The 23746-nt window shown below is 64.8% G+C and carries 19 protein-coding genes and 1 pseudogene; 16 read left to right on the top strand and 4 right to left on the bottom strand.

Annotated elements, in window-relative coordinates; all coding sequences use genetic code 11:
* Positions 1 to 195 precede the first annotated feature (195 nt).
* From CRO22_RS09725 to CRO22_RS09710, 4 genes are all read left to right on the top strand, one after another.
* Positions 196 to 1989 (top strand): sigma-54-dependent Fis family transcriptional regulator, encoded by a 1794-nt coding sequence (locus CRO22_RS09725; protein ID WP_097069946.1) that lies wholly within the window; start codon positions 196 to 198, stop codon positions 1987 to 1989.
* A 126-nt stretch (positions 1990 to 2115) separates the two neighbouring features.
* Positions 2116 to 4269 (top strand): hydantoinase/oxoprolinase family protein, encoded by a 2154-nt coding sequence (locus tag CRO22_RS09720; RefSeq protein WP_097069945.1) that lies wholly within the window; start codon positions 2116 to 2118, stop codon positions 4267 to 4269.
* 14 nt (positions 4270 to 4283) lie between these two features.
* Positions 4284 to 6593, top strand: coding sequence for a hydantoinase B/oxoprolinase family protein (locus CRO22_RS09715; protein WP_097069944.1), 2310 nt, complete (start codon positions 4284 to 4286; stop codon positions 6591 to 6593).
* 52 nt (positions 6594 to 6645) lie between these two features.
* Positions 6646 to 7149: an acetone carboxylase subunit gamma gene (locus CRO22_RS09710; protein WP_097069943.1), complete on the top strand. Its 504-nt coding sequence runs from the start codon at positions 6646 to 6648 to the stop codon at positions 7147 to 7149.
* A gap of 146 nt (positions 7150 to 7295) precedes the next feature.
* On the opposite strand, the pseudogene CRO22_RS19485 reads toward CRO22_RS09710, so the two are convergent.
* Positions 7296 to 7588, bottom strand: a pseudogene (locus CRO22_RS19485) (IS21 family transposase); the annotation flags it as partial.
* 218 nt (positions 7589 to 7806) lie between these two features.
* Positions 7807 to 8460, bottom strand: a complete 654-nt coding sequence (locus CRO22_RS09700) for a GntR family transcriptional regulator (protein ID WP_245860931.1) — start codon at positions 8458 to 8460, stop codon at positions 7807 to 7809.
* Positions 8461 to 8594: 134 nt separating this feature from the next.
* Between CRO22_RS09700 and CRO22_RS09695 the strand changes: the two genes are divergently transcribed.
* The 5 genes from CRO22_RS09695 to CRO22_RS09680 all read left to right on the top strand — a co-directional run bounded on the left by CRO22_RS09695 (position 8595) and on the right by CRO22_RS09680 (position 14351).
* Positions 8595 to 9626, top strand: a complete 1032-nt coding sequence (locus CRO22_RS09695; protein WP_097069941.1) for a trans-3-hydroxy-L-proline dehydratase — start codon at positions 8595 to 8597, stop codon at positions 9624 to 9626.
* Positions 9627 to 9935: 309 nt separating this feature from the next.
* Positions 9936 to 10892 carry a hypothetical protein gene (locus CRO22_RS09690; protein ID WP_097069940.1) on the top strand — a complete coding sequence of 319 codons (957 nt, stop codon included), beginning with the start codon at positions 9936 to 9938 and terminating at the stop codon, positions 10890 to 10892.
* 50 nt (positions 10893 to 10942) lie between these two features.
* Entirely contained in the window at positions 10943 to 12286 is a 1344-nt protein-coding gene (locus tag CRO22_RS09685) for a glycosyltransferase family 2 protein (protein WP_097069939.1), read from the top strand.
* Positions 12283 to 12453, top strand: a complete 171-nt coding sequence (locus CRO22_RS18850) for a DUF5320 domain-containing protein (protein WP_176518606.1) — start codon at positions 12283 to 12285, stop codon at positions 12451 to 12453. Before CRO22_RS09685 ends, CRO22_RS18850 begins: the two co-directional genes overlap by 4 nt.
* A complete protein-coding gene (locus CRO22_RS09680; RefSeq protein WP_097069938.1) occupies positions 12450 to 14351 on the top strand; it encodes a glycosyltransferase family 2 protein in 1902 nt (633 codons plus the stop codon). The genes CRO22_RS18850 and CRO22_RS09680 overlap by 4 nt, the downstream gene beginning before the upstream one ends.
* On the opposite strand, the gene CRO22_RS09675 is transcribed toward CRO22_RS09680, so the two are convergent.
* Positions 14348 to 14611, bottom strand: a complete 264-nt coding sequence (locus tag CRO22_RS09675; RefSeq protein WP_097069937.1) for a hypothetical protein — start codon at positions 14609 to 14611, stop codon at positions 14348 to 14350. The two genes, CRO22_RS09680 and CRO22_RS09675, sit on opposite strands and share 4 nt — an antisense overlap.
* Positions 14612 to 14751: 140 nt before the next feature.
* Here CRO22_RS09675 and CRO22_RS09670 point away from each other — a divergent pair, with 140 nt between their 5' ends.
* The 5 genes from CRO22_RS09670 (at position 14752) to CRO22_RS09650 (ending at position 20292) form a co-directional block, all read left to right on the top strand.
* Positions 14752 to 15786 (top strand): hypothetical protein, encoded by a 1035-nt coding sequence (locus CRO22_RS09670; protein WP_097069936.1) that lies wholly within the window; start codon positions 14752 to 14754, stop codon positions 15784 to 15786.
* Between the two features lie 96 nt (positions 15787 to 15882).
* The gene (locus tag CRO22_RS09665; RefSeq protein WP_097069935.1) at positions 15883 to 17226 is read left to right on the top strand and encodes an FkbM family methyltransferase; all 1344 of its coding nucleotides are present in this window, start codon (positions 15883 to 15885) and stop codon (positions 17224 to 17226) included.
* Positions 17223 to 18176 (top strand): sulfotransferase family protein, encoded by a 954-nt coding sequence (locus CRO22_RS09660; RefSeq protein WP_097069934.1) that lies wholly within the window; start codon positions 17223 to 17225, stop codon positions 18174 to 18176. Before CRO22_RS09665 ends, CRO22_RS09660 begins: the two co-directional genes overlap by 4 nt.
* 168 nt (positions 18177 to 18344) lie before the next feature.
* Positions 18345 to 19466, top strand: coding sequence for a GDP-mannose 4,6-dehydratase (gmd, locus tag CRO22_RS09655; protein ID WP_097069971.1), 1122 nt, complete (start codon positions 18345 to 18347; stop codon positions 19464 to 19466).
* A 7-nt stretch (positions 19467 to 19473) separates the two neighbouring features.
* A complete protein-coding gene (locus CRO22_RS09650) occupies positions 19474 to 20292 on the top strand; it encodes a glycosyltransferase family 25 protein (RefSeq protein WP_097069933.1) in 819 nt (272 codons plus the stop codon).
* On the opposite strand, the gene CRO22_RS09645 is transcribed toward CRO22_RS09650, so the two are convergent.
* A complete protein-coding gene (locus tag CRO22_RS09645; RefSeq protein ID WP_097069932.1) occupies positions 20274 to 21644 on the bottom strand; it encodes a polysaccharide pyruvyl transferase family protein in 1371 nt (456 codons plus the stop codon). The genes CRO22_RS09650 and CRO22_RS09645 overlap by 19 nt on opposite strands.
* A gap of 172 nt (positions 21645 to 21816) precedes the next feature.
* Here CRO22_RS09645 and fcl point away from each other — a divergent pair, with 172 nt between their 5' ends.
* Positions 21817 to 22785: a GDP-L-fucose synthase gene (gene fcl, locus CRO22_RS09640; protein ID WP_097069931.1), complete on the top strand. Its 969-nt coding sequence runs from the start codon at positions 21817 to 21819 to the stop codon at positions 22783 to 22785.
* A gap of 89 nt (positions 22786 to 22874) precedes the next feature.
* Complete coding sequence (locus CRO22_RS09635) at positions 22875 to 23732, top strand: hypothetical protein (protein ID WP_097069930.1); 858 nt, start codon at positions 22875 to 22877, stop codon at positions 23730 to 23732.
* Positions 23733 to 23746: the final 14 nt, after the last annotated feature.

Below are 23746 nucleotides of genomic sequence, written 5' to 3'. Positions count from 1 at the left end.
TCTTGGAGTGTCGATCGAGCGCACCTGCGATCCGCTGCGACATGTCCGAAAATCGGACGCTCTGATTGCTGAAACTCCGCTATCCTGTTGCGGTCTGCCAGCAGCCTGCACCCCGTGCTGGCCTATGGAAAGGGAGGTCCATAGACTGGAAGACCGCTATCGACAGAGATCGGCCATTCGTTCGGGGAGGAGCAGATGGCACACCGCATCAGAAAGCGCGGCTGGGAGGAGTTCATGGCGGTTGGCCGCGCGTCTCCGGATGTCCGCAGCGAAGTTTTACAGAGTTGGCAGCGTTCCGCGGGGCGGCGGATCGAGAAGCTGAAGCACGCGCCGCTCCTGAGCGAGGAGGAGTTGCTGACCCAGAGAGCACAGGCGCGACGCTTGCGTTTTGGCGCGCGCGCGGCGCTGGCGCGGGCAGGCAGCCTTCTGGGAGAAAGCGACAATATTTTGCTGCTGTGCGACCGCTCGGGCGTGGTTCTGGACGCCGTCGGGGATGAGACGACACTGGCGCGCGGGCGCGAGAACCATCTGCATCTGGGCGGCCACTGGACAGAAGATGCGATCGGCACCAATGCCATAGGCACTGCGATCGCGCTGGCGCGCCCGGTGGAGCTACGCGATGCAGAGCATTTCTGCGAGGAGATTCACCGTTGGAACTGCGCCGCCACGCCGATCACCGACCCGGGCACGGGACATCTGCTTGGCGTCATGGATATTTCCTGGCCGAGCGAGCTGACGCAGACCAGTGCCATGGCTCTCTCGGCGGCGCTGGCGCTTCAGGTCGAATCCGAGTTGACGCGTCTGTTGGCGCGCGAGCGCGAATTGTTGATGGAGCAATTGCACCTGCGCCGCTTGCGCCGCGGCAACGAGCCGATGCTGATCATGGACCGCAGCGGTGCCGATGTCTTCGCAACAGAGAATTTTGTCCGTTTCTGTGAGGATGACAACGCGTTACGGCGCCTTAGGGAGCGGATCCCGAACCTGATCGATCAGGCCCCCGATACCATTTCCGAGGCCCTGGCCGGATGCCTGCCGGGCACCGACATGGAGGTGATCGAGACCGGCCGCGATGCAATCGGCGTGCTGATCTCGCTGCGGCGCCCCCGGTTACATACCGGGGAATCCTGCCCCGATCTGGTCAGGCTCGGCGCCGCCGGAGCCGCCAGCTCGACGCTGAGCGCACAGGCGCAACGGCTCGCCCAGACCACGATCCCGCTCTTGATCGAGGGCGAGACGGGCACCGGCAAAACCTATCTCGCATGCGCAATCCACCGTGCCAGCCCGCAATCAGGCGGGCCGTTCGAGCTGATCGACTGCGCCCGGCTGACGGCAGAGCGCCTGCGCGAGGATATTCAGAAGAGGCGGATCGGCGCGGATGACGGTGTCCTCTGTCTCAATGGTCCCGCCGAGGCTTCGCCAGAGGTCCAGAAGCTCTTGCTCACCCTGATCGAAGACATGTCCGGTGCAGGAATGCGGATCATCGCACTCGCCACCCGGCCGCTCTACAAAGAGATGCAGAAAGGTGCATTCCGCAGCGATCTCTATTACCGGCTCGCCGGCGCGAAGCTCGAGATCCAGCCCCTGCGCGAACGCCCCGACGAGATCGCGCCGCTTTTGCGCGCGTTGGTGGGGCGCCACATGGCGGAACGCGGGGGGCGCGAGCTGAAATTCACCTCTGGCGCGATGGCGGCGCTGACCGCCCACACCTGGCCGGGCAACCTGCTGGAGATGAGCAATCTGATCGCAACCCTCGATGCCCTCTCGCCCACCGGGCTGATCGATGTGCGCGCGCTGCCGCCCGAATTCGTTCAAACCCTGCGTGGCTCCGGCGAGGAAACATTGCGCGACAAGGAACGGCACGAAATCCTCGGCGCGATCGAAGTCGAGAACGGCAATCTGACACGCACGGCGCGCCGCCTCGGGATTGCCCGCTCGACGCTGTATCTCAAGCTCGAAAGCTACGGTCTGCCGCGGATGCGAAAGAGCTGAGCGAGCGTCCGCAGCGTGTCCGTCGAACCGGACGACAATCGGACAGCTTCGCTCACATCTTCCCGCATAGGCTCTTCTGGCGTTGCCCCCTGTCTGGGGGCAACGAACCAGGAGGGAGGATTATCCATGCCATTGGACCGGGAAAAAACCCGCTCCGTTCAGGTGCTTGGCATCGACGCGGGCGGCACCATGACGGACACGTTCTTTGTCGACGCGAACGGAGATTTCGTCGTCGGAAAGGCGCAATCGACACCGCAAAACGAAGCGCTGGGGCTGCTTGAATCGAGCCGGGAGGGGTTGCAACATTGGGGGCTGAGCCTTGAGGAGGCGTTGTCCTCGATCCAGACCGGGGTCTATTCGGGCACGGCGATGCTCAACCGCGTGGTGCAGCGCAAGGGGCTGCGCTGCGGGCTGATCGTCAATGCGGGAATGGAAGACTTTCATCGCATGGGCCGCGCGATCCAGGCCTATCTGGGCTTTGCCTATGAGGACCGGATCCATCTCAACACCCATTACTACGACGAGCCGCTGGTGCCGCGGCACCTGACGCGCGGCGTGATGGAACGGATCGACATGTTCGGGGACGTGGTGATCCCGCTGCGCGAGGAGACGGCGCGTCAGGCTGCGGCCGAGTTGATCGCCAAGGATGTCGAGGGCATCGTGATCTCGCTTCTGCACAGCTACAAGAACCCCGCCCATGAGCGCCGGGTTCGCGACATCGTCGCCGAGGAGCTGGAGAAAGCGGGCAAGACGACCCCGGTCTTCGCCTCGACGGATTACTATCCGGTGCGCAAGGAGACCCATCGCACCAATACTACCATTCTTGAGGCCTATGCCGCCGAGCCCTCGCGTCAGACCCTCAAGAAGATCACCGGCGCGTTCAAGGAAAATGGCTCGCGGTTCGATTTCCGGGTGATGGCGACGCATGGCGGCACGATCTCGTGGAAGGCCAAGGAACTGGCGCGCACCATCGTCTCGGGGCCGATCGGCGGCGTGATCGGGGCGAAATATCTGGGCGAGGTTCTGGGCTACAAGAACATCGCCTGTTCCGATATCGGCGGCACCTCCTTTGATGTGGCGCTGATCACGCAAAACGAGCTGACGATCCGCAACGACCCGGACATGGCGCGGCTCGTGCTGTCGTTGCCGCTGGTGGCAATGGATTCGGTCGGTGCCGGCGCGGGCAGTTTCATCCGCCTTGACCCCTATACCAAGGCGATCAAGCTTGGCCCGGACAGTGCGGGCTATCGCGTCGGCGTGTGCTGGGCCGAAAGCGGCATCGAAACGGTGACGATTTCGGACTGCCATGTGATCCTTGGCTATCTGAACCCCGACAATTTCCTTGGCGGGCAGGTCAAGCTCGACCGCCAGCGCGCCTGGGACGCGATGAAAACACAGATCGCCGATCCGCTCGGCCTCTCGGTCGAGGATGCGGCGGCGGGCGTGATCGAGCTGCTCGACAGCGATCTGCGCGACTATCTGCGCTCGATGATTTCGGGCAAGGGCTATTCGCCCTCTTCCTTCACCTGCTTCAGCTATGGTGGCGCCGGGCCGGTGCATACCTATGGCTACACCGAGGGACTGGGCTTCGAGGATGTGATCGTGCCAGCCTGGGCCGCGGGGTTCTCCGCCTTCGGCTGTGCGGCCGCGGATTTCGAATATCGTTATGACAAGTCGCTCGACCTCAATATCGCGCGCGACGGGTCGGACGATCTCAAGGCCCATGAGGCGCGCACGCTCAACGACGCCTGGCACGAATTGACCGAGCGCGTGCTCGAGGAATTCGAACTCAACGGCTATGCGCGCGATCAGGTCAAACTGCAGCCCGGTTTCCGCATGCAATACCGCGGCCAGCTCAACGACCTCGAGATCGAAAGCCCGATCCCGGCCGCGAAGACGGCCGAAGACTGGGACAAGCTCGTGGCCGCCTTCAACGACACCTATGGTCGCGTCTATGCTGCCTCGGCACGCTCGCCGGAGCTGGGATATTCGGTCACCGGCGCGATCATGCGCGGCATGGTGCCGATCCCGAAACCGAAAATCCCGAAGGAACCCGAGACCGGGGCGACCCCGCCCGAGGCCGCGAAACTCGGCACGCGCAAGTTCTACCGCAAGAAGAAATGGGTCGATGCCCAGCTTTACCGGATGGAACAGCTTTCGCCCGGCAACCGCATCACGGGCCCCGCGATCATCGAATCCGACGCGACGACCTTTGTCGTGCCGGACGGGTTCGAAACCTGGCTGGACGGGCACCGCCTGTTCCACCTGAAGGAAGTGTAAGGGAGGACACGCAGATGAACGCACCAACGACATTCCGGGGCATCGTCCGTGGCGGCGACACGCTGAAACAGCACCGCGACGGCATCATGGAGGCCACCAAACGCACGGGGCACTATGCCGGGTTGAAGAAGATGGAGCTGCGTGACAGCGACCCCATCATGTACAACAAGCTGTTCTCGCGGCTTCGGGCGGGAGTCGTCGATGCCCGCGAGACCGCCAAAAAGATCGCCGCCTCGCCGATCGTGGAGCAGGAAGGGGAGCTGTGCTTCACCCTTTACAATGCGGCCGGCGACAGCATCCTGACCTCGACCGGTATCATCATCCATGTCGGCACCATGGGCGCCGCGATCAAATACATGATCGAGAACGACTGGGAGAGCAATCCCGGCGTCAAGGATCGGGACATCTTTTGCAACAACGACAGCCTGATCGGCAATGTCCATCCTTGCGACATCCACACCATCGTGCCGATCTTCCACGAGGGCGAGCTGATCGGCTGGGTCGGGGGCGTGACCCATGTGATCGACACCGGCGCCGTCGGCCCGGGCTCGATGACCACGGGTCAGGTGCAGCGTTTCGGCGACGGCTATTCGGTCACCTGCCGCAAGGTCGGCGAAAATGACACGCTGTTCCGCGACTGGCTGCACGAAAGCCAACGCTCGGTCCGGACCACCCGTTACTGGATGCTCGATGAACGCACCCGGATCGCCGGCTGCCACATGATCCGCAAGCTGGTTACGGAGGTGATTGCCGAAGAAGGGATCGAGGCCTACTGGAAATTCGCCTATGAGGCGGTCGAACATGGCCGGCTCGGGCTGCAAAACCGCATCAGGGCGATGACGATTCCCGGCAAGTATCGCCAGGTGGGCTTCGTCGACGTGCCCTATGCGCATGAAGATGTGCGGGTGCCCTCGGATTTCGCCAAGGTCGACACGATCATGCACACGCCCTCGGAGATGACGATCCGCCCGGATGGCACATGGCGGCTCGATTTCGAAGGCTCGTCGCGCTGGGGGTGGCACACCTATAACGCACATTCGGTCAGCTTCACCTCCGGCATCTGGGTGATGATGACCCAGACCTTGATCCCGACCGAGATGATCAACGACGGCGCCGCCTATGGCACCGAATTCCGCCTGCCCAAGGGCACCTGGATGAACCCCGACGACCGGCGCGTGGCCTTCGCCTACAGCTGGCACTTTCTGGTATCCTCCTGGACGGCGCTGTGGCGGGGCCTGTCGCGCAGCTATTTCGGGCGCGGTTATCTTGAGGAGGTCAACGCCGGCAATGCCAATACCTCGAACTGGCTGCAGGGGGGGGGCTTCAACCAGTATGACGAGATCCACGCCGTCAATTCCTTCGAATGCGCGGCCAACGGGGTCGGCGCCAGCGCCATCGGCGACGGCCTCAGCCATGCTGCGGCGATCTGGAACCCCGAAGGCGACATGGGCGACATGGAGATCTGGGAACTCGCCGAACCGCTCGTCTATCTCGGCCGCCAGATCAAGGCGTCCTCGGGCGGCGCAGGCAAGTATCGCGGCGGCTGCGGCTTCGAGAGCCTGCGCATGGTCTGGAATGCCAAGGACTGGACGATGTTCTTCATGGGCAACGGCCATATCAGTTCCGACTGGGGGCTGATGGGGGGCTATCCGGCCGCCTCCGGCTATCGTTTTGAAGCGCATGAAACCGGGCTGAAGGAGATCATCGCGAAGGGCGGCGACATCCCCCATGGTGGCGACACCGATCCCGGCAACCCGGTCTGGGACAGCCTGCTCAAAGGGGCGCGGATCAAGCGCGACAAGCAGGCGATCACCACCGAGGCGATGTTCAAGGATTATGACCTCTATCTCAACTACATGCGCGGGGGGCCGGGCTTCGGCGATCCGCTCGACCGCGACCCCGAAGCGGTGGCCGCCGATGTGAACGGGGGCTATCTGGTCGAGCGCTTTGCCGCGAGCGTCTATGGCGTCGTGTTGACCAGGGGCGCAGACGGGCTTCTTGCAGCGGATGCCGCGGGGACCGAGGCGCACCGCGCTGCGATCCGCAAGGACCGTCTCGCCAAGGCGGTGCCGACCGCAGAATGGATGAAGGGCGAACGCGACCGGATCCTGAAGAAAGACGCGGGCGTGCATGTGCAGCAGATGTTCGCCGCGAGCTTCAAGCTCGGCCCGAAATGGGAGGAAGGGTTCCGCAAGTTCTGGAACCTGCCGATCGACTGGAAACTGATGGAGGCCGATCTGCCGATTCCGTCCTATGGCCGGGACTATTCGATGGATCTGAGTGAACTGCCGGACGTCAAGACCGTCCAGTTCGTCGAAGAATGACCTTCCGGGTGCCGCGTCCGGCGCGGCCCCCCCTTTTTACGGAGACAAACCGATGGCTTACACCAAGGCGAAGATCAAGGATCTGGTTGATGGCAAGATCGACCGGGACACGTTGCACACGATGCTGGCAACCCCCAAGGATGCGGAACGGTTCGTGATGTATCTCGAGGTTCTGCAAGACCAGGTGCCGTGGGAGGACAGGATCATCCTGCCGCTGGGGCCGAAGCTCTACATCGTTCAGCGCAAGAGCGACAACAAATGGGTGGTGAAATCCCATGCGGGCCACGAGTTTTGCGACTGGCGCGAGAACTGGAAGCTGCATGCGGTGATGCGGGTGCGCGAGACCCCCGAGGAGATGGAAGAGATCTATCCGCGCCTGATGGCGCCGACGACGGGGTGGCAGGTGATCCGGGAGTATTATTGCCCCCTTTCCGGCGATTTGCTCGACGTCGAAGCGCCGACGCCCTGGTATCCGGTGATCCATGATTTCGAACCGGATATCGACGCTTTCTACTCGGAATGGTTGGGCCTCAAGATCCCGGACCGGGCCGCCTGACTTGACTGCTGGGCTGAGCGATCAGCCCGGCACTTCTCCCCTTGATTGGCGGGCAGGCAACATCCTGCGGCGGGAGTGACGCAGGCACGGCATTGAATGAGGGCAAAACTGACTGCCCTGACTCGCGCCTCAGCTTGCGACGCGTCGCCTGCGGTGAACCCGTGTTCCGCGCGCAGCCGGTCGGAAATGCACTTGGCGGTATGGCGCTGCTTGCGATGCATGGTCTGGCTGGCCGAGAGCCAAGCATCCATGATCGCGATGAACCCATCCACTTCGGGCTTTTGATCGGTGCCGTGTGCGGGTACCCGGGCGGCGACCTGAACGGCCATCTCTTTGCCCGCCGTGTCGCGCGAGATGTTGACATATGACGTTGCCGCGCATCGGCTCATTCCCTTGGCACAGGCCAGCGGACCTTTCGATACAATTCTAATGTATAGATCTTCACGCCCTCCCAGCCTGACGCAAGAAAAGCAGAGTGGCCGACTTTTACACCGCCGTTCTCAGCGACGACGCGGCCAGATTCCACTATAACCCATCGGCCTTCACGACGACCAGCCTGGGCCCGGCCGCGGAGCCTGGATGGCCCACCGAAGACGGCGACCGCGGTTGCGGCAACCGGCGCGGCACATCCCTTCCGGCAAAGCTACGCGTCGAAAATCACCCCCCGAGCAGGGAGCGTTTTGCGCCCTCGACATGCCGAAGGGTGAGCGTCGCGGCAAGTTCGGCGTCCCCCGCCCGGCAGGCGAGCAGAAGCTCGGCATGTTCCGCCACGGCCTTCGAATGCGCCTCGCCGAGCGACAGCTGCGCCCGCAGATGGCGGTCGCTCAGGTTCAGCAGCGTGTCGATGACCCCCACGTAAAGCCGCTGCCCGCCGGCACTGTACAATGTGCAATGGAAGCGTCGGTTTTCCCCGATCCAGTCGGCAGGCGCGGTCGCCCGCGCAAAGGCCTGATGCGCGGCCTCCGCCGCCGCCAGCACGGCCGACGTCATATGCGGGACCGCATGCCGGATGGCGTCGCTTTCGACGAGGGCGCGCAGCCGGAAGATCTCCTCGATCTCCGACACCGAAAGATCGGTCACGAAAGCGCCACGATGCCGCCGTGTCTCTACCAGTCCGATCTGCTCGAGTCGGCTGATCGCCTCGCGCACCGGGATCCGGCTAACGTTGAAGGCACCGGCGATCTCTTCCTGACGAAGAGCGGCGCCCTGCTCCAGATCCCCCAGCACGATGGCGCGCCGCAACGCATCGAACACGATATCCGTTGCGGATTTTGTCTTCGACAGATCGCTGCTCTCAAATTTCAATGCCATGACAATCCAGCCTCGTTCGCCTTCTTGTTATCAGAAATCCATCACGATACAAATTGGATCCAATAGCCAATATTGGCACCAACAAGACCCGGTATCGCCCGCCATGAAGGCCGCGACGGGCCAACGGAGGGAAGATGCGCAGCACAAAGGTCATTCACGTTGTCTCTTGCCATGCCGAGGGCGAAGTCGGCGATGTCATCGTCGGCGGGGTCGCCCCTCCCCCGGGCGATACGGTGTGGGAACAGCGGGCCTGGATCGCAAAGGATCAGGGGCTGCGCAATTTCGTGCTGAACGAGCCGCGCGGCGGCGTCTTCCGGCACGTCAACCTGCTGGTGCCGCCGCGCGCCCCCGAGGCACAGGCCGGCTGGATCATCATGGAGCCCGAGGACACGCCACCGATGTCGGGCTCGAACTCGATCTGCGTCTCGACGGTGCTGCTCGACAGCGGCATCATCCCGATGCAGGAGCCGGTGACCGAGATGGTGCTCGAGGCGCCAGGCGGGCTGGTGCGGGTGCGGGCCGATTGCGCGCATGGCAAGGCCGAACGCATACATGTCGAGAACCTGCCCTCCTTTGCCACCCGGCTCGGCGTGCCGCTCGAAGTGCCCGGGCTTGGCACGATCACCGTCGACACCGCCTTTGGCGGCGACAGTTTCGTGGTGGTCGACCCGGTGGCGCTTGGCGTCACGCTGCGCGCCGACCGGGCGCGCGAGATCGCCGAGCTGGGCATCCGTATCACCAATGCCGCCAATGCCCATTATCGCTTCGAGCACCCCGAAAAACCCGACTGGGCGCATCATTCCTTCTGTCTTTTCGCCGGGCCGATCACCCGCGAGGGCAACCGGCTGAGCGCGCAATCGGTGGTGGCGATCCAGCCCGGCAAGCTCGACCGCTCGCCCACCGGCACCGCGGTCTCGGCGCGCATGGCGATCCTGCACGCGCGCGGCGAGATGGGACCCGAAGACTGCTTCACCGGGATCTCGATCATCGGCTCGCAATTCGAGGGGCGCATTCTGGGCACTGCGCAGGTGGGCGGTTTGGCGGCGATTCGGCCCGAGATCAGCGGACGCGCCTGGATCACCGGCACGCATCAGCACATGCTCGACCCCGCCGATCCCTGGCCCGAGGGCTATCGCATTTCAGACACCTGGCCGCGCCTGTTTTGAAGCGCCGGGCTGGGGCGCGCACGTCCCGGCCCGTCTTCTGTCGACGGCTCGGAACCGCTGTGCCGCGAAAGCGGCACGCGAGATCGCCGGCGTCCGGCAGGGCAAAGAATAGCTTAAACTACGCAAGATCCTGTCCAGCAGATGGAGCGAAACTCGGTCGAGGGCTTCCGGTGTGGCCGGAGGCGCTTGTGTGGAAGGATCACAGGATTTGCCGCGATGACCCGGGGGAGATTACGGGCTGGATAGCCCCGGTGAAATATGATCTGGTGCAGTGTCATCAGGATTGGCTTGAGCATTGGGTGGACAGGCATGAACACGAGCATTCCGCTCCCGGCGAACGGGTTGGGCGGCTTTCGTCTCCGGGTCTTCGCGACCGAGGACGAAGCAGCCAGCCGTCTTGCCTGGTTGCTCGGTTACGCCCAGACCCCGCCCGAGATCACCCGCTGCGAAAGCCTGAACGACGCGCTTGACGATGCCGGAACGATGCCCGTTCTGGTGCCCGTCATCCCCGCCGTTGACCAGATCCGGGAGGCGCTTGAGGCGGGGGCGGCCCCGGCCACCGCGCTCTCGGACTGGTGCGACCGCACAACCGACTTTTTGCAGACCTGTCGGCAGGCGCGCCGCCGCATCGTGCTGCTGGATGCCGCGATGATGCAGGCTCAGCCGCATGAGCTCGCGGCCGATCTTGGCGCGCGCCTCGGCGAGAAGCTCGACTTGCGCACGGAGACGCCGAACCTCGCCCCCGCGCCCAGCGCCTCCGCCTATGCGGCGCTGGCCGCCTGCCTCGTGGCGGGAGATCCGATGGCTACGGCCCTCGCCGACGAGATCGAGGCGATGACGCTCGGCCCGGTCAGTTCGCGGCTGCCCGCGCGCGCGACGCTTGAGGCGATCACGACCGCTCTGCGCTTCGAAAGCAATGAGCAACGTCTGATGCGCGACAGCCTCGCGCAATTACTTTCGACAGTGACGGGGCTGGAAAAGGATCTTTCGACCGCGCAGGACGAGTCCCGGGCCACCGCCAAACAGCTGCAGGAAAAGACCCGGCAGATGCAGGAAAAGACCACCGCGATGGAATCGCTTCTGCACATGAAAAGCCGTGAACTCGTTCAGGTGGCCGCCGAGCGCGCGCGGCTGGCAGAAGAGAAGGCCCATCTTTCCGGACTGCTGGAAGGCGCCCATTACGAGATTACCGCGCTGCGCGAATCGACCTCGTGGAAGATCACCAGACCGCTGCGGGCGCTGCGCGGCGGCTCGAACGAGGGCTGAGGCCGCACCCGCCTGTACCCCGTGCTTTGCATTCTATGGACCGGACGGAAATGCAGATCGAGACCGCGGCTGAGCCGCTCCTTCGGGAGATCCTTGCCAGCCTGGAGACCCCGCACTCACTCCCCGAGGGCGGGGTGTCCTTTGATCTCGCCCGACAGGTCGCACGGGCGCTGGCGCTGGCCGATGCCCCGCAGGCGGGACCATTGGGCGCAGCACTGACGCCACTTCTGCGCGCGCTCGAACGCCGCCTGCGCGAAGACTGGGCGCTCCAGCAGATCCGGCTTCAGAAAACCGTTTTCGAGGAGCAACAGTTGCGGGCGCTCCTGCGCGCCGAGCGGGCCGCGGGGGTGACGGAGCGTCTGACCGGGCCGGGTCGGGCGCTGGGCGTGCTGTTCGCGCGCGCGCTTGAGGCGCTGCCCCCGGAAAATCGCCCGGGCCTTCTCGACGAGGCCTTTTATCTCGCCACCAATCCCGATGTCGCGGCTGCGGGCGTGAATGCCACGGCGCATTACCTCTCGAGCGGCGCGACCGAAGGGCGGATGCCCGCGGATCTGGTCGCACCCTGCCCGGAAGGCTTCGCCGAGCGCCCGCTCACGCTAGAGGCGCTGTTCCGGGCCTCTAAACCCGTCTTTCCCGAAGGTCTGAGCGAGGGCCTCCGCGGCGCCGCGCTTGCTCTCCTTGGCCGCGAGATGCCGCGCGTCAGCGTCATCGTGCCGAGCTGGAACCGGGCGCAGACCGTGGCCAGCGCGATTGCCTCCGCGCTGTTGCAATCCTATGCGCCCTCCGAGGTGATCCTTGTCGATGACGGCAGCCACGATGCGACGCTCGCTCTGCTTGCGGCCAATTTCGCCGAACCGATCGCCGATGGCCGGTTGATCGTGATCGAAACGCCCCATGCGGGCGTCTCTGCGGCGCGCAATGCCGGGCTCACCCGGGCCACGGGCGAGATCGTCGCCTATCTGGACAGCGACAACAGCTGGCACAGTGATCACCTGCTTTACGCCTGCGCGGGGCTTTTGCAGAGCGGCGCGGAGAGCCTCTATACCGCCGTGTGCCGCCACAATATCGATGATGGCTGGAGTGACATCCTGTTTGCGCCCTTCGACCGGGCACGACTTGAGCGCGAGAATTTCATCGACCTCAACGGCTTCGTGCATCGGCATGGATTGTTTGAACGGTGCGGCGGTTTCGACACCGGACTGACCCGGCTCGTCGACTGGGACCTCGTGCTGCGTTACAGTGCCGAGGCCGCGCCGGGCGCTTTGCCGGTGATCACGGCACATAACGTGCTCTGCCGTACGGTGCTCAACAACATCACCGGCAGCGAACCGCTCGAACCCAATCTGGCGCGGATCCGCGCGAAGCTTCCCCCAATCGCGGAGGGCACGGAATGACCGGTGCGGCCGAGGCCGAGATCGCGGCGCTGCGGGCGCAAAACCGCTTCCTGATCGAAGAGATCGAAGCGTTGCGCCGCCAGCTTGCGGACTGCCGCAACGAAGCGGTGCGGCTCGAGCGGTTGCTGATCGCCGCACAGGATGCCGCCGCCCGGACACCGCGATGAACCCCGCCAGCGCGCAGGAGATGGCCGCGCTGCGCGCCCGCGGGCTTTTTGACGCCACCTGGTATGGCGCGCGCCATGCCGATGTGCTGCGTAGCGGGCTTTCGGCGGAGGAGCATTTCCGCCGTATCGGCTGGGCCTTGGGGCGCGACCCGGGCCCGGGCTTTTCAGTGCGGTTCTACCAGAGCGTCCATGCCGATGTGATGGCGGCAGAGATGGATCCGCTGCGCCATTATCTCGCCTCGGGCTGGCGCGAGGGGCGCCTGACGACGCCCCCGGCCTGCGGCATGGTGCGGGAGGATGCGCTGACGCAGGTTTCACGGCTGCGCCAGCTTATGGAAACCGGCGGGCTGACCGCAGGCCCCTGTGCGGCCCTGACGCATCACGCCGGACAGACCGGCGCGCCGGCGGTTGCCGCGGCCGAAGCACTCGGATTCTGGCATCTGCACAGCGGCGCCCCGGATCAGGCGCTGCACTGGTTTTCGCGTGCACTCGCGCTGGCCCCCGGGGCCGCGCAGCGTCTGCGCCTCGATCCGCTGCGGATCATCGCCGCGCAGGAGGCGGGCGAGCGCGCACAGGCCAGGGCCCTCGCGGAGGCCGCCCCCGAAAACGCTGCCCGGGCTCTGGCAGAAACCCGCCTTGCCGAGACCGATACCGCACGGCTCGCCTGCCTCAACCGCGCCTTCATGCAGGCGGGTCTCGCCCCCGCCCGGCTCGCGGAAGGCCCGATGCCCGCTTTCGACCGGCTCGATGCGACGGCGCCTGTTGCAGAGACCGGGGGGCCCTGCGTCTCTGTGCTACTCGCGGCCCGCAATGCCGAAGCCACGCTCCCCGCGGCGCTGCGTTCGCTTTGTCGGCAAAGCTGGCAGGCGCTCGAGATCCTCGTCATCGACGATGCAAGCACCGACGGGACCGCGGCAGTCGCCGCGCGTGCTGCGGCCGCGGATCCGCGGATCCGGCTCTTGTCGCTGCCGCAAAACCTCGGCGCCTACGGGGCGCGCAATGCCGGGCTCGCCGTAGCGCAAGGCGCCTTCATCACCCTCCATGACGCGGACGACTGGGCCCATCCGGAGCGGATCTCCCGGCAGATGCGGTTTTTGTGCGCCACCGCGGGGCACGCGGGCGTGATGAGCCTGCAAGCCCGGCTGCGCCCGGATCTGGGCCTGAGCCGCTGGACCGGCACCGGCGAGATGCTGTTTGAAAACCTGCCCTCGCTGCTACTCCCAACGGCGCTGCTGCGTCAGGTGCTCGGCGGCTGGGACAGGGTCAAGGTTTCGGCCGACAGCGAGCTTCTGCGCCGACTGCGCCATCTGTTCGGGCCCGGGGCGGTTGCCACCCTCCCCGACGGCCCGCTCGCGCTGCAACGCGACGATGGCCGCAACGCCACCGCCGACAGCGCCACCGGGATGGGCTGGTTCTATTACGGCGCCCGGCGCGAGTATTACGAGGCGCAGCTCTGGCATCACCGGCAGGCGCGCTGCCTCCGCTATCCCCCAGAGGGCACCGCGCGCCCCTTTCCCGCGCCAGCCCCGCTCGATCCGCAGAATTCCCCCGGTGCAACGACGCAGGTGACCCGGGTCTATGCCGGGCTCATGTCTCAGCTCGATGCCGGAGTTGCCCAGCTTCTCGACTGGCTGGAAGAGGACCGGCAGGCAGGCCGCAGCGCGGCTCTCGTGCCGCTTTACGCCACTGCCGCGGGCGCGCTCTCGCTCCATCCGCTCCTGCGCGCGCGCATCGACGGGGAGCGGCTCAGGGTGCTGTGCTTTGGCGAGCGGGTACGCTGCGAGACCTTCCAGCGCCTGCCCGGCCAGCGCATCGACGAACCGCATCGCTACCTGCCCGAGGTGGACGCGGGCGGCCGCGCGGTGTTGCGCCCCGGCGCAGTGCCCGCGGCGGGCTAACGGGGGCGACGCTCAAGCAGCCAGCGCAGTGGCGCCGTCGCGCGCCAGATGCGCGAACGCACCATCGCCGCGAGCGCTATCTCCGCGGCGTTCAGCCGTGCCGTGAGCGCGTCGCGCTCCTGCACCAGCGGCGCGATACGCGCCTCGAGCGCGCGCCGCGCGCGGTATTCCTGTTCGAGTTGGCCCTGAACATCGCGCAGATGCGCCATCAGGATTTCCACCTCTGCCGCCGGATCCATTTCTGCCGGTTGTTGCGCCATCTGCCCTCCGCGGCCCCTTGCTTCGCCTGCCGCGGGGCCCCGTCTGCCACTTAGCCCCGAACGCGCGCGCCATTCCAGCCCCTTCCGCCGCCCTGCCCCGCCGCCTATAAGGGCGCCGGAGCAGCACGGAAGGCGAGGCGATGTTGAAGGTCTACCCGTTCGGCGACTACAGCCACCGCCAGCCGCTCGCCTATGCGCCGATCCGCACACTCTGCTCAGACAGGATCACTCTGACCGACAAGCTCGAGGCGGCTGATCTTGTGGTGCTCGCCCACAGCAAGGATCTGGACCGGCATGGTGCGGCGCTGAGGGCCCGGCTCGGGCGCGGCCAGCGCCTCGTCCTGCTTTCCGAAGAGCCGTTCTGGGACAGTGTCTGGGCGGCAGACCCGCTCACCCGCGTGCAGATCCACCGCACCGAGACGGGCCCTCTGCCCTTCACCTTCCTCAACCACGCCACTTCGCGCCTCTATGATTTCGCCGAGATCCCCTATTTTCTGCTCACCGACCGGCGTTTTTTCACCCGCTATGCCACCTGGTTTCACCGCAATGCGGCCCTGAGCGCGGCGGATTGGGCGGCGCGCTGGGATGCCGCCGAGCGCGACATTGCCTTCGTTGCCGAATATCGCAACGAGGCGAAGTTCGACATCTGCCGCGGCGGTGGCGAGATCCTCGGGCTCGGCAGCTGGCGCACCCGCCTTGCGCTCGCCTGCAACCGGGGCAGAGTGCTCCGGATGGGCGCAGGCTGGAATGATCTGCCCCGGCGCCAGAGCCTGCCCGACTGGCACCTGGAGAAATTTCTCGACCTCGACGGGCGCTGCCGCGTGCTTTCGGCGATCGAGAACACCCATCAGCGCAATTACGTCTCGGAAAAGATCTTCGACAGTTTCGCGCTTGGAGCGGTGCCGATCTATGTGGCCGATCCCGCGCACCTTGTGCACGGGCTGGTATCGGGCGGGATCATCAACCTCTGGGGCCTCACGCCCGACGAGGGGGCCGCAGCGCTCGACGCGTTTCACCCCGACGCGGCGTTCCGGGAAGGCTATATCGCGACGCAGGCGCAGATGGCGCGGCTTTTCGGCACAGCCGCGGCGCTCTCTCGCGAACAACGCCGCCTCGCCACGGCGCTTTGGGACGAACTCGTCGCGGTCTGCGAGGCATCGCTGCCCGCGCACTGAGGCGATGGCACCGCACGGCGCGGGTGGGTGCGTTGCAATTGACGCATGAATGTGGCCTAAGTTGCGTAACGCCCAGCTCCATTCAGAGAAGTTCTCATGCCCCAAGCTTTTCGCGACGCGCCACCGGCAAGCCTCGTGCTGATCGGCCCGCCGCCCTTGGAGGCGCTCGCTCCGCTCATCGCGGCGGCCCCGGGCGCCGTGGTGCTTGTGGAACCCAACCCTGATCTGGCCGTGCGGATGGAGCGGCAATTCGCGTCGCGCGAGAGCGTGAAGGTGCTTCCTTTCGGCATTGATGCCGCGCCCGGTCATGCGGATCTCTCAAGCTTCAATTTCCCCGGCCTGCGCAGCCTGCGCCGCCCGACGCCGGCGCTGCGCGCGCTTTTGCCCGGGCTGCAATTGCGCTCCAGCCTGCATGTCGAGGTGATCACGCCCGCGGAGCTGATCGCCCGGATCGGCCCGCTGCCGCGCCCGCAGCACTTGTGGATTGATGCACCGGGCGCGGAGATGGCGATCCTGCAGGGGCTGCTTGAGGCCGGGGCGCTGGAGCGGATCGACCGGATCCGGCTGCGCTGTCCGGCCGAAGAAATGTTCGAGGGCGGCTCTTCTGTGGCCAACCTGCGCAACTGGGCCGAGGCGGAGGGACTGCGGATGATCGCCGAGGATCTGCACGATCCCGACTGGCCGGAACTGACATTCGAAATCGACGTGGTTGCCCAACAGCTGCGCAAGACCCGCGAGGAGCTGGATCGGCAGGTCGCCCGGGCCGAAGCGCTGGAGGCGCAAGGTGCGGAGCAGGCACGCCAGTGCGAGAGGCTGGAAGCGCAACGCGCTGCAATTGAAGCCGAGGCCGGGGCCGCGCAAGCCGCGCTTGCCGACAGGCTCACGGCGATGGAGGCTCGGGCGCAGAGTGCCGAGACTGCGCTCAAACGAAGTGAAATCCGCGTCAAGACGCTTGAGGTCGAGAGGAGCGCTCAGGCGCAGGCGCGCGAGGCAGCGCAACAGGCGCTGAACGGCTCGAAGGCGGAAACCGCGACATTGCGCGAGGCGCTCACCGCGATGGAGACCCGGGCCAAAACGGCTGAGTCTATCCTGAGCCAGCGCGCGACCCGGATGGAGGACGCCGAGGCCGCACAAAAGCGCATGGCGGAGAAGCTCGAACAGAAAGATCTCGACCTCGGCGTCGCGATGCGCAGTCAGGCCGCGGCACAGTCGGATCTGCTTGATCTGCGCGGTCGGTTCGAGGCGTTGCAGACCGAAAAGCAGACGCTTGACGCCTTGCTGCGCCGGGTCACCTCGCGGTTGAGCGCCGCCTCGGACCATCTGCACATGCTCGCCGCGATGCCGACGGAGCCGACACCGTCCGACAGCGCCGCACCGGCGATTGACGCGGTGCCGACGGAGGCACGGACGGCGGAAGGCAAGGGGGAAGACCGGCCATGACCGACCCCGACAGTGCCGCGGACCTGCAACGCTTCGTTGATGACGCGCTGGCGCTGCTGGACAACTACCGGCCAGTGCGCGGCCCGGTTCCGACCGAACCGCTCGAAAGCCTTCTGGACCAGTGCCTCGCGCAAACGGCACGGCTCGCCGAAACCGGCCCGGAACCGCTGCGGCTGATCCATCATTTCGCCTGCACCGGCGGCACATTGATGACCCGGGCGCTGGCCTGTCAGCCCAATACCATGGTGTTGAGCGAAGTCGATCCGTTCAGCCGCTGGTTCCGGCCTCCCGGAAGCTTCGCGCCGAGCGATCTGATCTTTCTGGCACGGCAATGCCGTCTGCCTCCCACGGAGGCCACAATCGAACGGATGTTCGTTGCCGCGCTCAGGAGCCTCTGGGAGGATACGTTCCGCGACGGACGCAGGCTCGTGCTGCGCGATCACAGTCATTCGCATTTCTGCACCGCTACCGAGCCCTCCGAACGCCCGCTGATGGGCGCGATGCTGGCCAGACATTTCGAGTTGCGGCAGGTGATCACCGTACGACACCCGCTCGACTCCTTCGTTTCACTGCATCTCATGAACAGCGCGAAAGGGCCGGTGGCGCATCTGGAAGGCTATGCCGCGCGCTATCTCGCCTTTCTGGACGCCTATCCGGAGGTCCAAATCCGTTATTTCGAGGATTTCGCGCGCGACCCCGAGACCGAATGCCGGGCCCTGACCGAGATCCTTGCCCTGCCCTTCGATCCGCGCTGGCAGGATCTGTTACAGCTGATCTCGATGTCCGGCGACAGCGGCCGCAAGGGGCGGCGCATCGAGCTGCGCCCCCGCCGGCCGCTTCCCGAAGTTGTGCAAGCCGATCTGGCAACACCGGCGCCGAGCTATGAAGCGCTCTGTGCCCGACTTGGATATGACCCCGATCCGGCCGGCGCGGTGACACCGGCGCGCTGAGCCTCCTGCCCCGCGCGGCGGCGGCAACGGGATTTCGCGCCTTGTCCGGTTTCCGGGCTTGTGCTAGGCCAACCGGCAATTACGCCGGTGCCCGTTCGCCACGGCTTGGTCCGGGTGTGCGCTGCGCAAGTCCGGGGTGCCAACCGATTGCAAGGACGGATAATGGGCATGACGAAAAAGGCTTTGATCACCGGTGTCACCGGGCAGGACGGCTCCTATCTGGCGGAATTCCTGCTTGCCAAGGGCTATGAGGTGCACGGGATCAAGCGCCGGGCGTCGCTGTTCAACACCGGTCGGGTCGACCACATCTACGAAGATCCCCATGTCGACAATTCCCGGTTCCGGCTCCATTACGGCGATCTGACCGATACCTCGAACCTCACCCGCATCCTGCGCGAAGTCGAGCCCGACGAGGTTTATAACCTCGGCGCGCAAAGCCATGTGGCGGTGAGCTTCGAGGCGCCCGAATATACCGCGGATGTCGATGGCATCGGCACGCTGCGGCTCCTCGAGGCGATCCGCTTTCTCGGGCTGGAGCAAAAGACCCGGTTCTATCAGGCCTCGACCTCGGAGCTTTTTGGCCTCGTGCAGGAGATCCCGCAGCGCGAGACCACGCCCTTCTATCCGCGCAGCCCCTATGCGGTGGCAAAGATGTATGCCTACTGGATCACGGTGAACTACCGTGAAAGCTACAACATGTATGCCTGCAACGGCATCCTCTTCAACCACGAGAGCCCGCGGCGCGGCGAGACCTTCGTGACGCGCAAGATCACGCGCGGGCTGTGCAACATCGCCCAAGGCCTCGAACCCTGCCTCTACATGGGCAATATCGACAGCTTGCGCGACTGGGGCCACGCGAAGGATTATGTGCGCATGCAGTGGATGATGCTGCAGCAGGAGGCACCGGAAGACTTCGTGATCGCCACCGGGGTGCAATATTCGGTGCGCGAATTCATCAGCTGGACTGCGGCGGAACTCGGGATAACGCTCGCATTCAGCGGCACCGGCGTGGACGAGATCGCCACCGTGACGGCGATCGAGGGCGACATGGCGCCGGCGCTGAAAGTGGGGGATGTGGTGATGCGGATCGACCCGCGCTATTTCCGCCCTGCCGAGGTGGAGACGCTTCTGGGTGATCCGGCGAAAGCAAAGCAGAAGCTCGGCTGGGTGCCCGAGATCACCGCGCAGGAAATGTGCGCCGAGATGGTGGTCGAGGATCTCAAGGCCGCGAAACGGCTCAAGCTGCTCAAGGCGCATGGCCTTGAGTTGCCGGTGAGCGTAGAAAGTTGACCGGCATATGATCCCTTCCGGTCTTTTTAACGAGATACTTGTTGTTAGTTTGCCCCAATCGTCTGACCGCAGGGATCATATCCGATCGCATTTTGCCGAAGTCGGCATCACCGCGTACCGCTTCTTTGATGCTTCGGGGCCGGAAGACCCGGAAGTGACGGCATTGTTCGAGGATGACAAGGTGGCCGGCTATCCACCCTGTTTCCGCTGCGGCAAGCTCGAATGCGGTCGGCCGGATTGCAACAATGTGCTGACCCCCCAGCAGGTGGCCGTTTTCGTCACTTATCTCAGGCTTTGGCGGCATGTCTCGGCCGGCGGAGGGCGGGTGCTCGTCTGCGAGGATGATGTGCTGTTCCACCCTTGGGCCGGGCAAGTCCTGAACCGGTTGCAGGTGGAGATCGCGCGCGGAGATCTGAGTTTTTCCGGCAGTGCACCACGGCTCTTCCGACTGGGCTGGGCGCTCGGACCGGACCATGACGCGGAAATGCCGTTCCGTGTCGACGACACGCTGAGGATGTCAAACCCCTGCCATGCGCTCACGGCGGCCTATGCGCGTGACCTGCTGGCCTGTTTCGACCGGGTCGTGCATACCGCGGACGTGTTTCAGCACCAGCTCGCCCCGATCTCGCAAACCGCGGCGCGAACGGTATTTCCTCCGATCGCCTCGGAGCTATCCTGGTCGGTGGGAACGCTGGAATCGTTGATCCACCCCAAGGATCGGCACGCCGACTGGCTGGAGGCCCAGGGCCGCGGCGAGGAGGCCGCGCGCTATCGCGAGAAAATCGCGCAGCATTTTCGCGACACGGCTCACAAGACCCCTTCGTAGATCACCTGCCGGGTGAGCGGCGTTTGGTGCACATCGAGCGGCCGAAGCCGGCTGAAGATACGGGAGAAGGGCGCCTCGGCCTCGCTGGCGGGGTTGAGGCCCGCAATCCAGCCATGCGCCGCGCGCGCCGCGGGCTCGTGCGGCTCGAAGGCCCAGCTGAACAGGCAGCGCGTTCCGGGGTAAGCCGCCTTGAGCGCCCGCAAAAAAGCCTCGGTGTCGATGATGTATTCAAGAAAGCCGCTCATCACGATGACATCGGCCGAGACCCGGGGAAAACGCGTCTCGCGGTTGTAATCGCACAGGAAGACATCCCCCTCGCCGGGGACGCAATCCACGGGCTGATAGGCGCCAAGAGCGAGATGACGTCGGAGCGACTGATTGCCGGATCCGAATTCGACGACCGAGGATCCCGGCGGAATATGTTTTGCGATCCGTTGATTGCGGGCATCCCAAGGGGGCGGTGACGCGGCAACGCGTGCCCAGCGTTCAACGTCCGTCCGCGCGCTCGGGCCCGGGAAGGCCGCGAGGAAGGCCTGCAGGTCGGGTCGCACCGGACCCAGGCCGTCGAAATCGGCCCGGGCCTGCGCGATCAGGGTTTCGACGGAGGGCTCGAGCGCGCGCAGAGGCGCCTCTGCGCGGGCCGCCTGCTCCATGCTGGCAAAATAGTCGCGAAACTTGAAATCGCCCCCGAAGACCCGGTCCGAAAGTTGCATCCAGCGGCTCGGGATGCCGTAGGCATCGGCCAGAATGAGGCCGTGGAGCGAGCTCGACAGGATCGCGTCGCACGAACAGACATCGTCGACGAACCCGAAAATCCGGGCGTCTCCGTCCAGTGCGGACTGGGTGATGTCGATCACGCGCACATCTGCCTCGGCGCGGAACCGCGCCAGCGCGGGAAGATCGCGATCAATGTAGTGGGGGATGATGCCAAGCCGGTAGCGCCGTGCCGCCGGCGCGGGGGCATAGAACCGGGGAAACAGAAGGGCCGGGTCACAATAGATCTCGGGGCAGTCGATGCCGCGTTCCAAAAGACGTGCCCGGGTCAGGGGGCCGCGCACCGCGGCCACATGCGCGGGCCGGACATCCGGTTGCAGGAACGCCATGCTTTGCGAGATCTCGCCGATCCCCCAGAGGATGCTGCCGGGGGTAATCCATTTCATCGTGCTGCCGCAGATCATCAAGTGGGGGTCCGGGCTCATGTCCGTGTAGTCGACGAGTTCCGGGGCGCAGCCGGAGACCTTGGCAAAAAGAGTGGGGCTGATCGCATCGCCCCAGTTCCAGACCTCGTTGCGCGGTCCACCGCCGGTCCAGCAGCGCAGGGTCTTCACCCCCATCATCGTCTCACTTGTCATCGACCCTGCCCGCTCCACCGGTTGCTCTGTGATGACCCGCCGCAGGGGCGGGCCCGGGTTTGACGTCCGAACCCCAAATGGTAGATAGCCCTTGCATACCGGCCCCCCCTCTTTAAGGAAAGCAACGAAGCAACACCACCGGGCGCTGGCTCGGTCAATCGGAGCAAACGATATGACCAAGTTCTACGTAGCAGGCCATCGCGGCATGGTCGGAGGCGCAATCCTGCGCAAGCTCGAAACACGTATTGCCGCCGGGGAGCCGCTTGAGTTGCTGACCCGCACTCATGCCGAGCTGGATCTGACAAACCAGTCGGCGGTGCGCGATTTCATGCAGGCCGAAAAACCCGATGTGGTGATCCTCGCTGCGGCCAAGGTGGGCGGTATCCACGCCAACAACACCTATCCCGCCGAATTCATCTACGAAAACCTGATGATCGAATGCAACGTGATCCATCAGGCCTTTGCCGCCGGGGTGCAGCGGCTGCTCCAGCTCGGCTCGTCCTGCATCTATCCCAAAGCCGTGCCGCAGCCGATGGCCGAGGACGCGCTTCTCACCGGCACGCTTGAACCCACGAACGAACCCTATGCCGTGGCCAAGATCGCCGGGATCAAGCTGTGCGAGAGCTACAACCGGCAATATGGCGTCGATTACCGCTCGGTGATGCCCACCAACCTCTATGGCCCGGGCGACAACTTCCACCCCGAGAACTCGCATGTGCTGCCAGCCCTGATCCGGCGCTTTCACGAGGCGGCTCAAGCGGGCACCGAGGAGGTGGTGATCTGGGGATCCGGCACGCCGATGCGTGAATTCCTGCATGTCGACGACATGGCAGAGGCCTCGCTGTTCGTGCTCGACCTCGACAAGGCCATCTATGAGGCCAATACCCAGCCCATGCTCAGCCATATCAACGTGGGCAGCGGCACCGATATTTCCATCATGGATCTGGCAAAGCTCGTGGCGCGGGTGACGGGCTATAAAGGCCGGATCACGAACGATCCCACGAAGCCCGATGGCACGATGAAGAAACTGATGGATGTCAGCCGTCTGGCACAGATGGGCTGGACGGCGCGGATCGGGCTTGAGGAAGGCGTCGCGGAAACCTACCGCTGGTTTTGCGACACCACGAAAATCCGGAACTGACACTGGCGCGCCAGAAATAGCTCGAACTTTTCTCCGCCAGCGGAAAGCGCTAGAATGCGCCAACTTTGCTCAAAGAAAGAGACCATTAGATGGCGAACAGTGCGCAGGGAACGCTTCAGGATTGCGGTGTCATTTATGCCGTAACCGGAGAGCCCTATTTCAAGGAGATGCGTACGTCGATCCGGTCGATCCGTGCGGTGCATCCCGATCTGCCGATCACCGTCGCCTATTCCTGGGAAGGGGCGCTGGCGCGCGAACTGCTGGCGGGGATCGCCCATATCGACTTTCTCGACCTGACCGAGACCGTGCGGGCCTCGGGACTAAAGATGAGCGACGGCATGGAGCGCAGCCGCGGCGTCAAGATCAACACGATCAATGTTTCGCCCTATCGCTTCACCCTGTTTCTCGACACGGACACTTACGTGCGCAAGACGCTGGTGCCGATGTTCGATGCGCTGCGGGAAGACGACACGCAGATCGTGCTCACCAATGAGCCGATCGCCTACTATCCGAAGGAGCAATACGAAAAGGGCATCGCCGATGGCGACCGCCCGAATGCGCAGGGGCTGATCGCGCTTTCGAACCCGAAATACTTCAACTCGGGCGTCTTCGCGTTCCGCGACACGATCCGCGACTATGGTGCCGGCACCGGCTGGGTCGAACAGTTCCTGACTCAGTCGCAGGCCCCGGCAACCAGCAACTGGGCGCGACTGTGCGACCAGACCGCGCTGAACAAGACCATGAACCGATTGACGGAGATTCCACGCAAAGTTCTTTCCAACACCGTGTGGAACGCCCAGTGCAAGATTCTGTTCGAACTGCATAAACAGGGTCTTTGGGACGATATCCATATCATTCATTGCAAGATGGTGCATCACCTTGGGCCCGAGCCCGAAAAGCTGGTGCATGGCCAATATATCAGCAGCTTCGAGTTGATCAAAACCTGATCTCTGGGTCCGGG

Origin of the sequence: Rhodobacter maris, assembly GCF_900217815.1 — a bacterium.
GTDB classification, from domain to species: domain Bacteria; phylum Pseudomonadota; class Alphaproteobacteria; order Rhodobacterales; family Rhodobacteraceae; genus Rhodobacter; species Rhodobacter maris.
The sequence above is the reverse complement of the archived record's forward strand: the minus strand, read 5'-3'. Positions and strand labels throughout refer to the sequence as shown.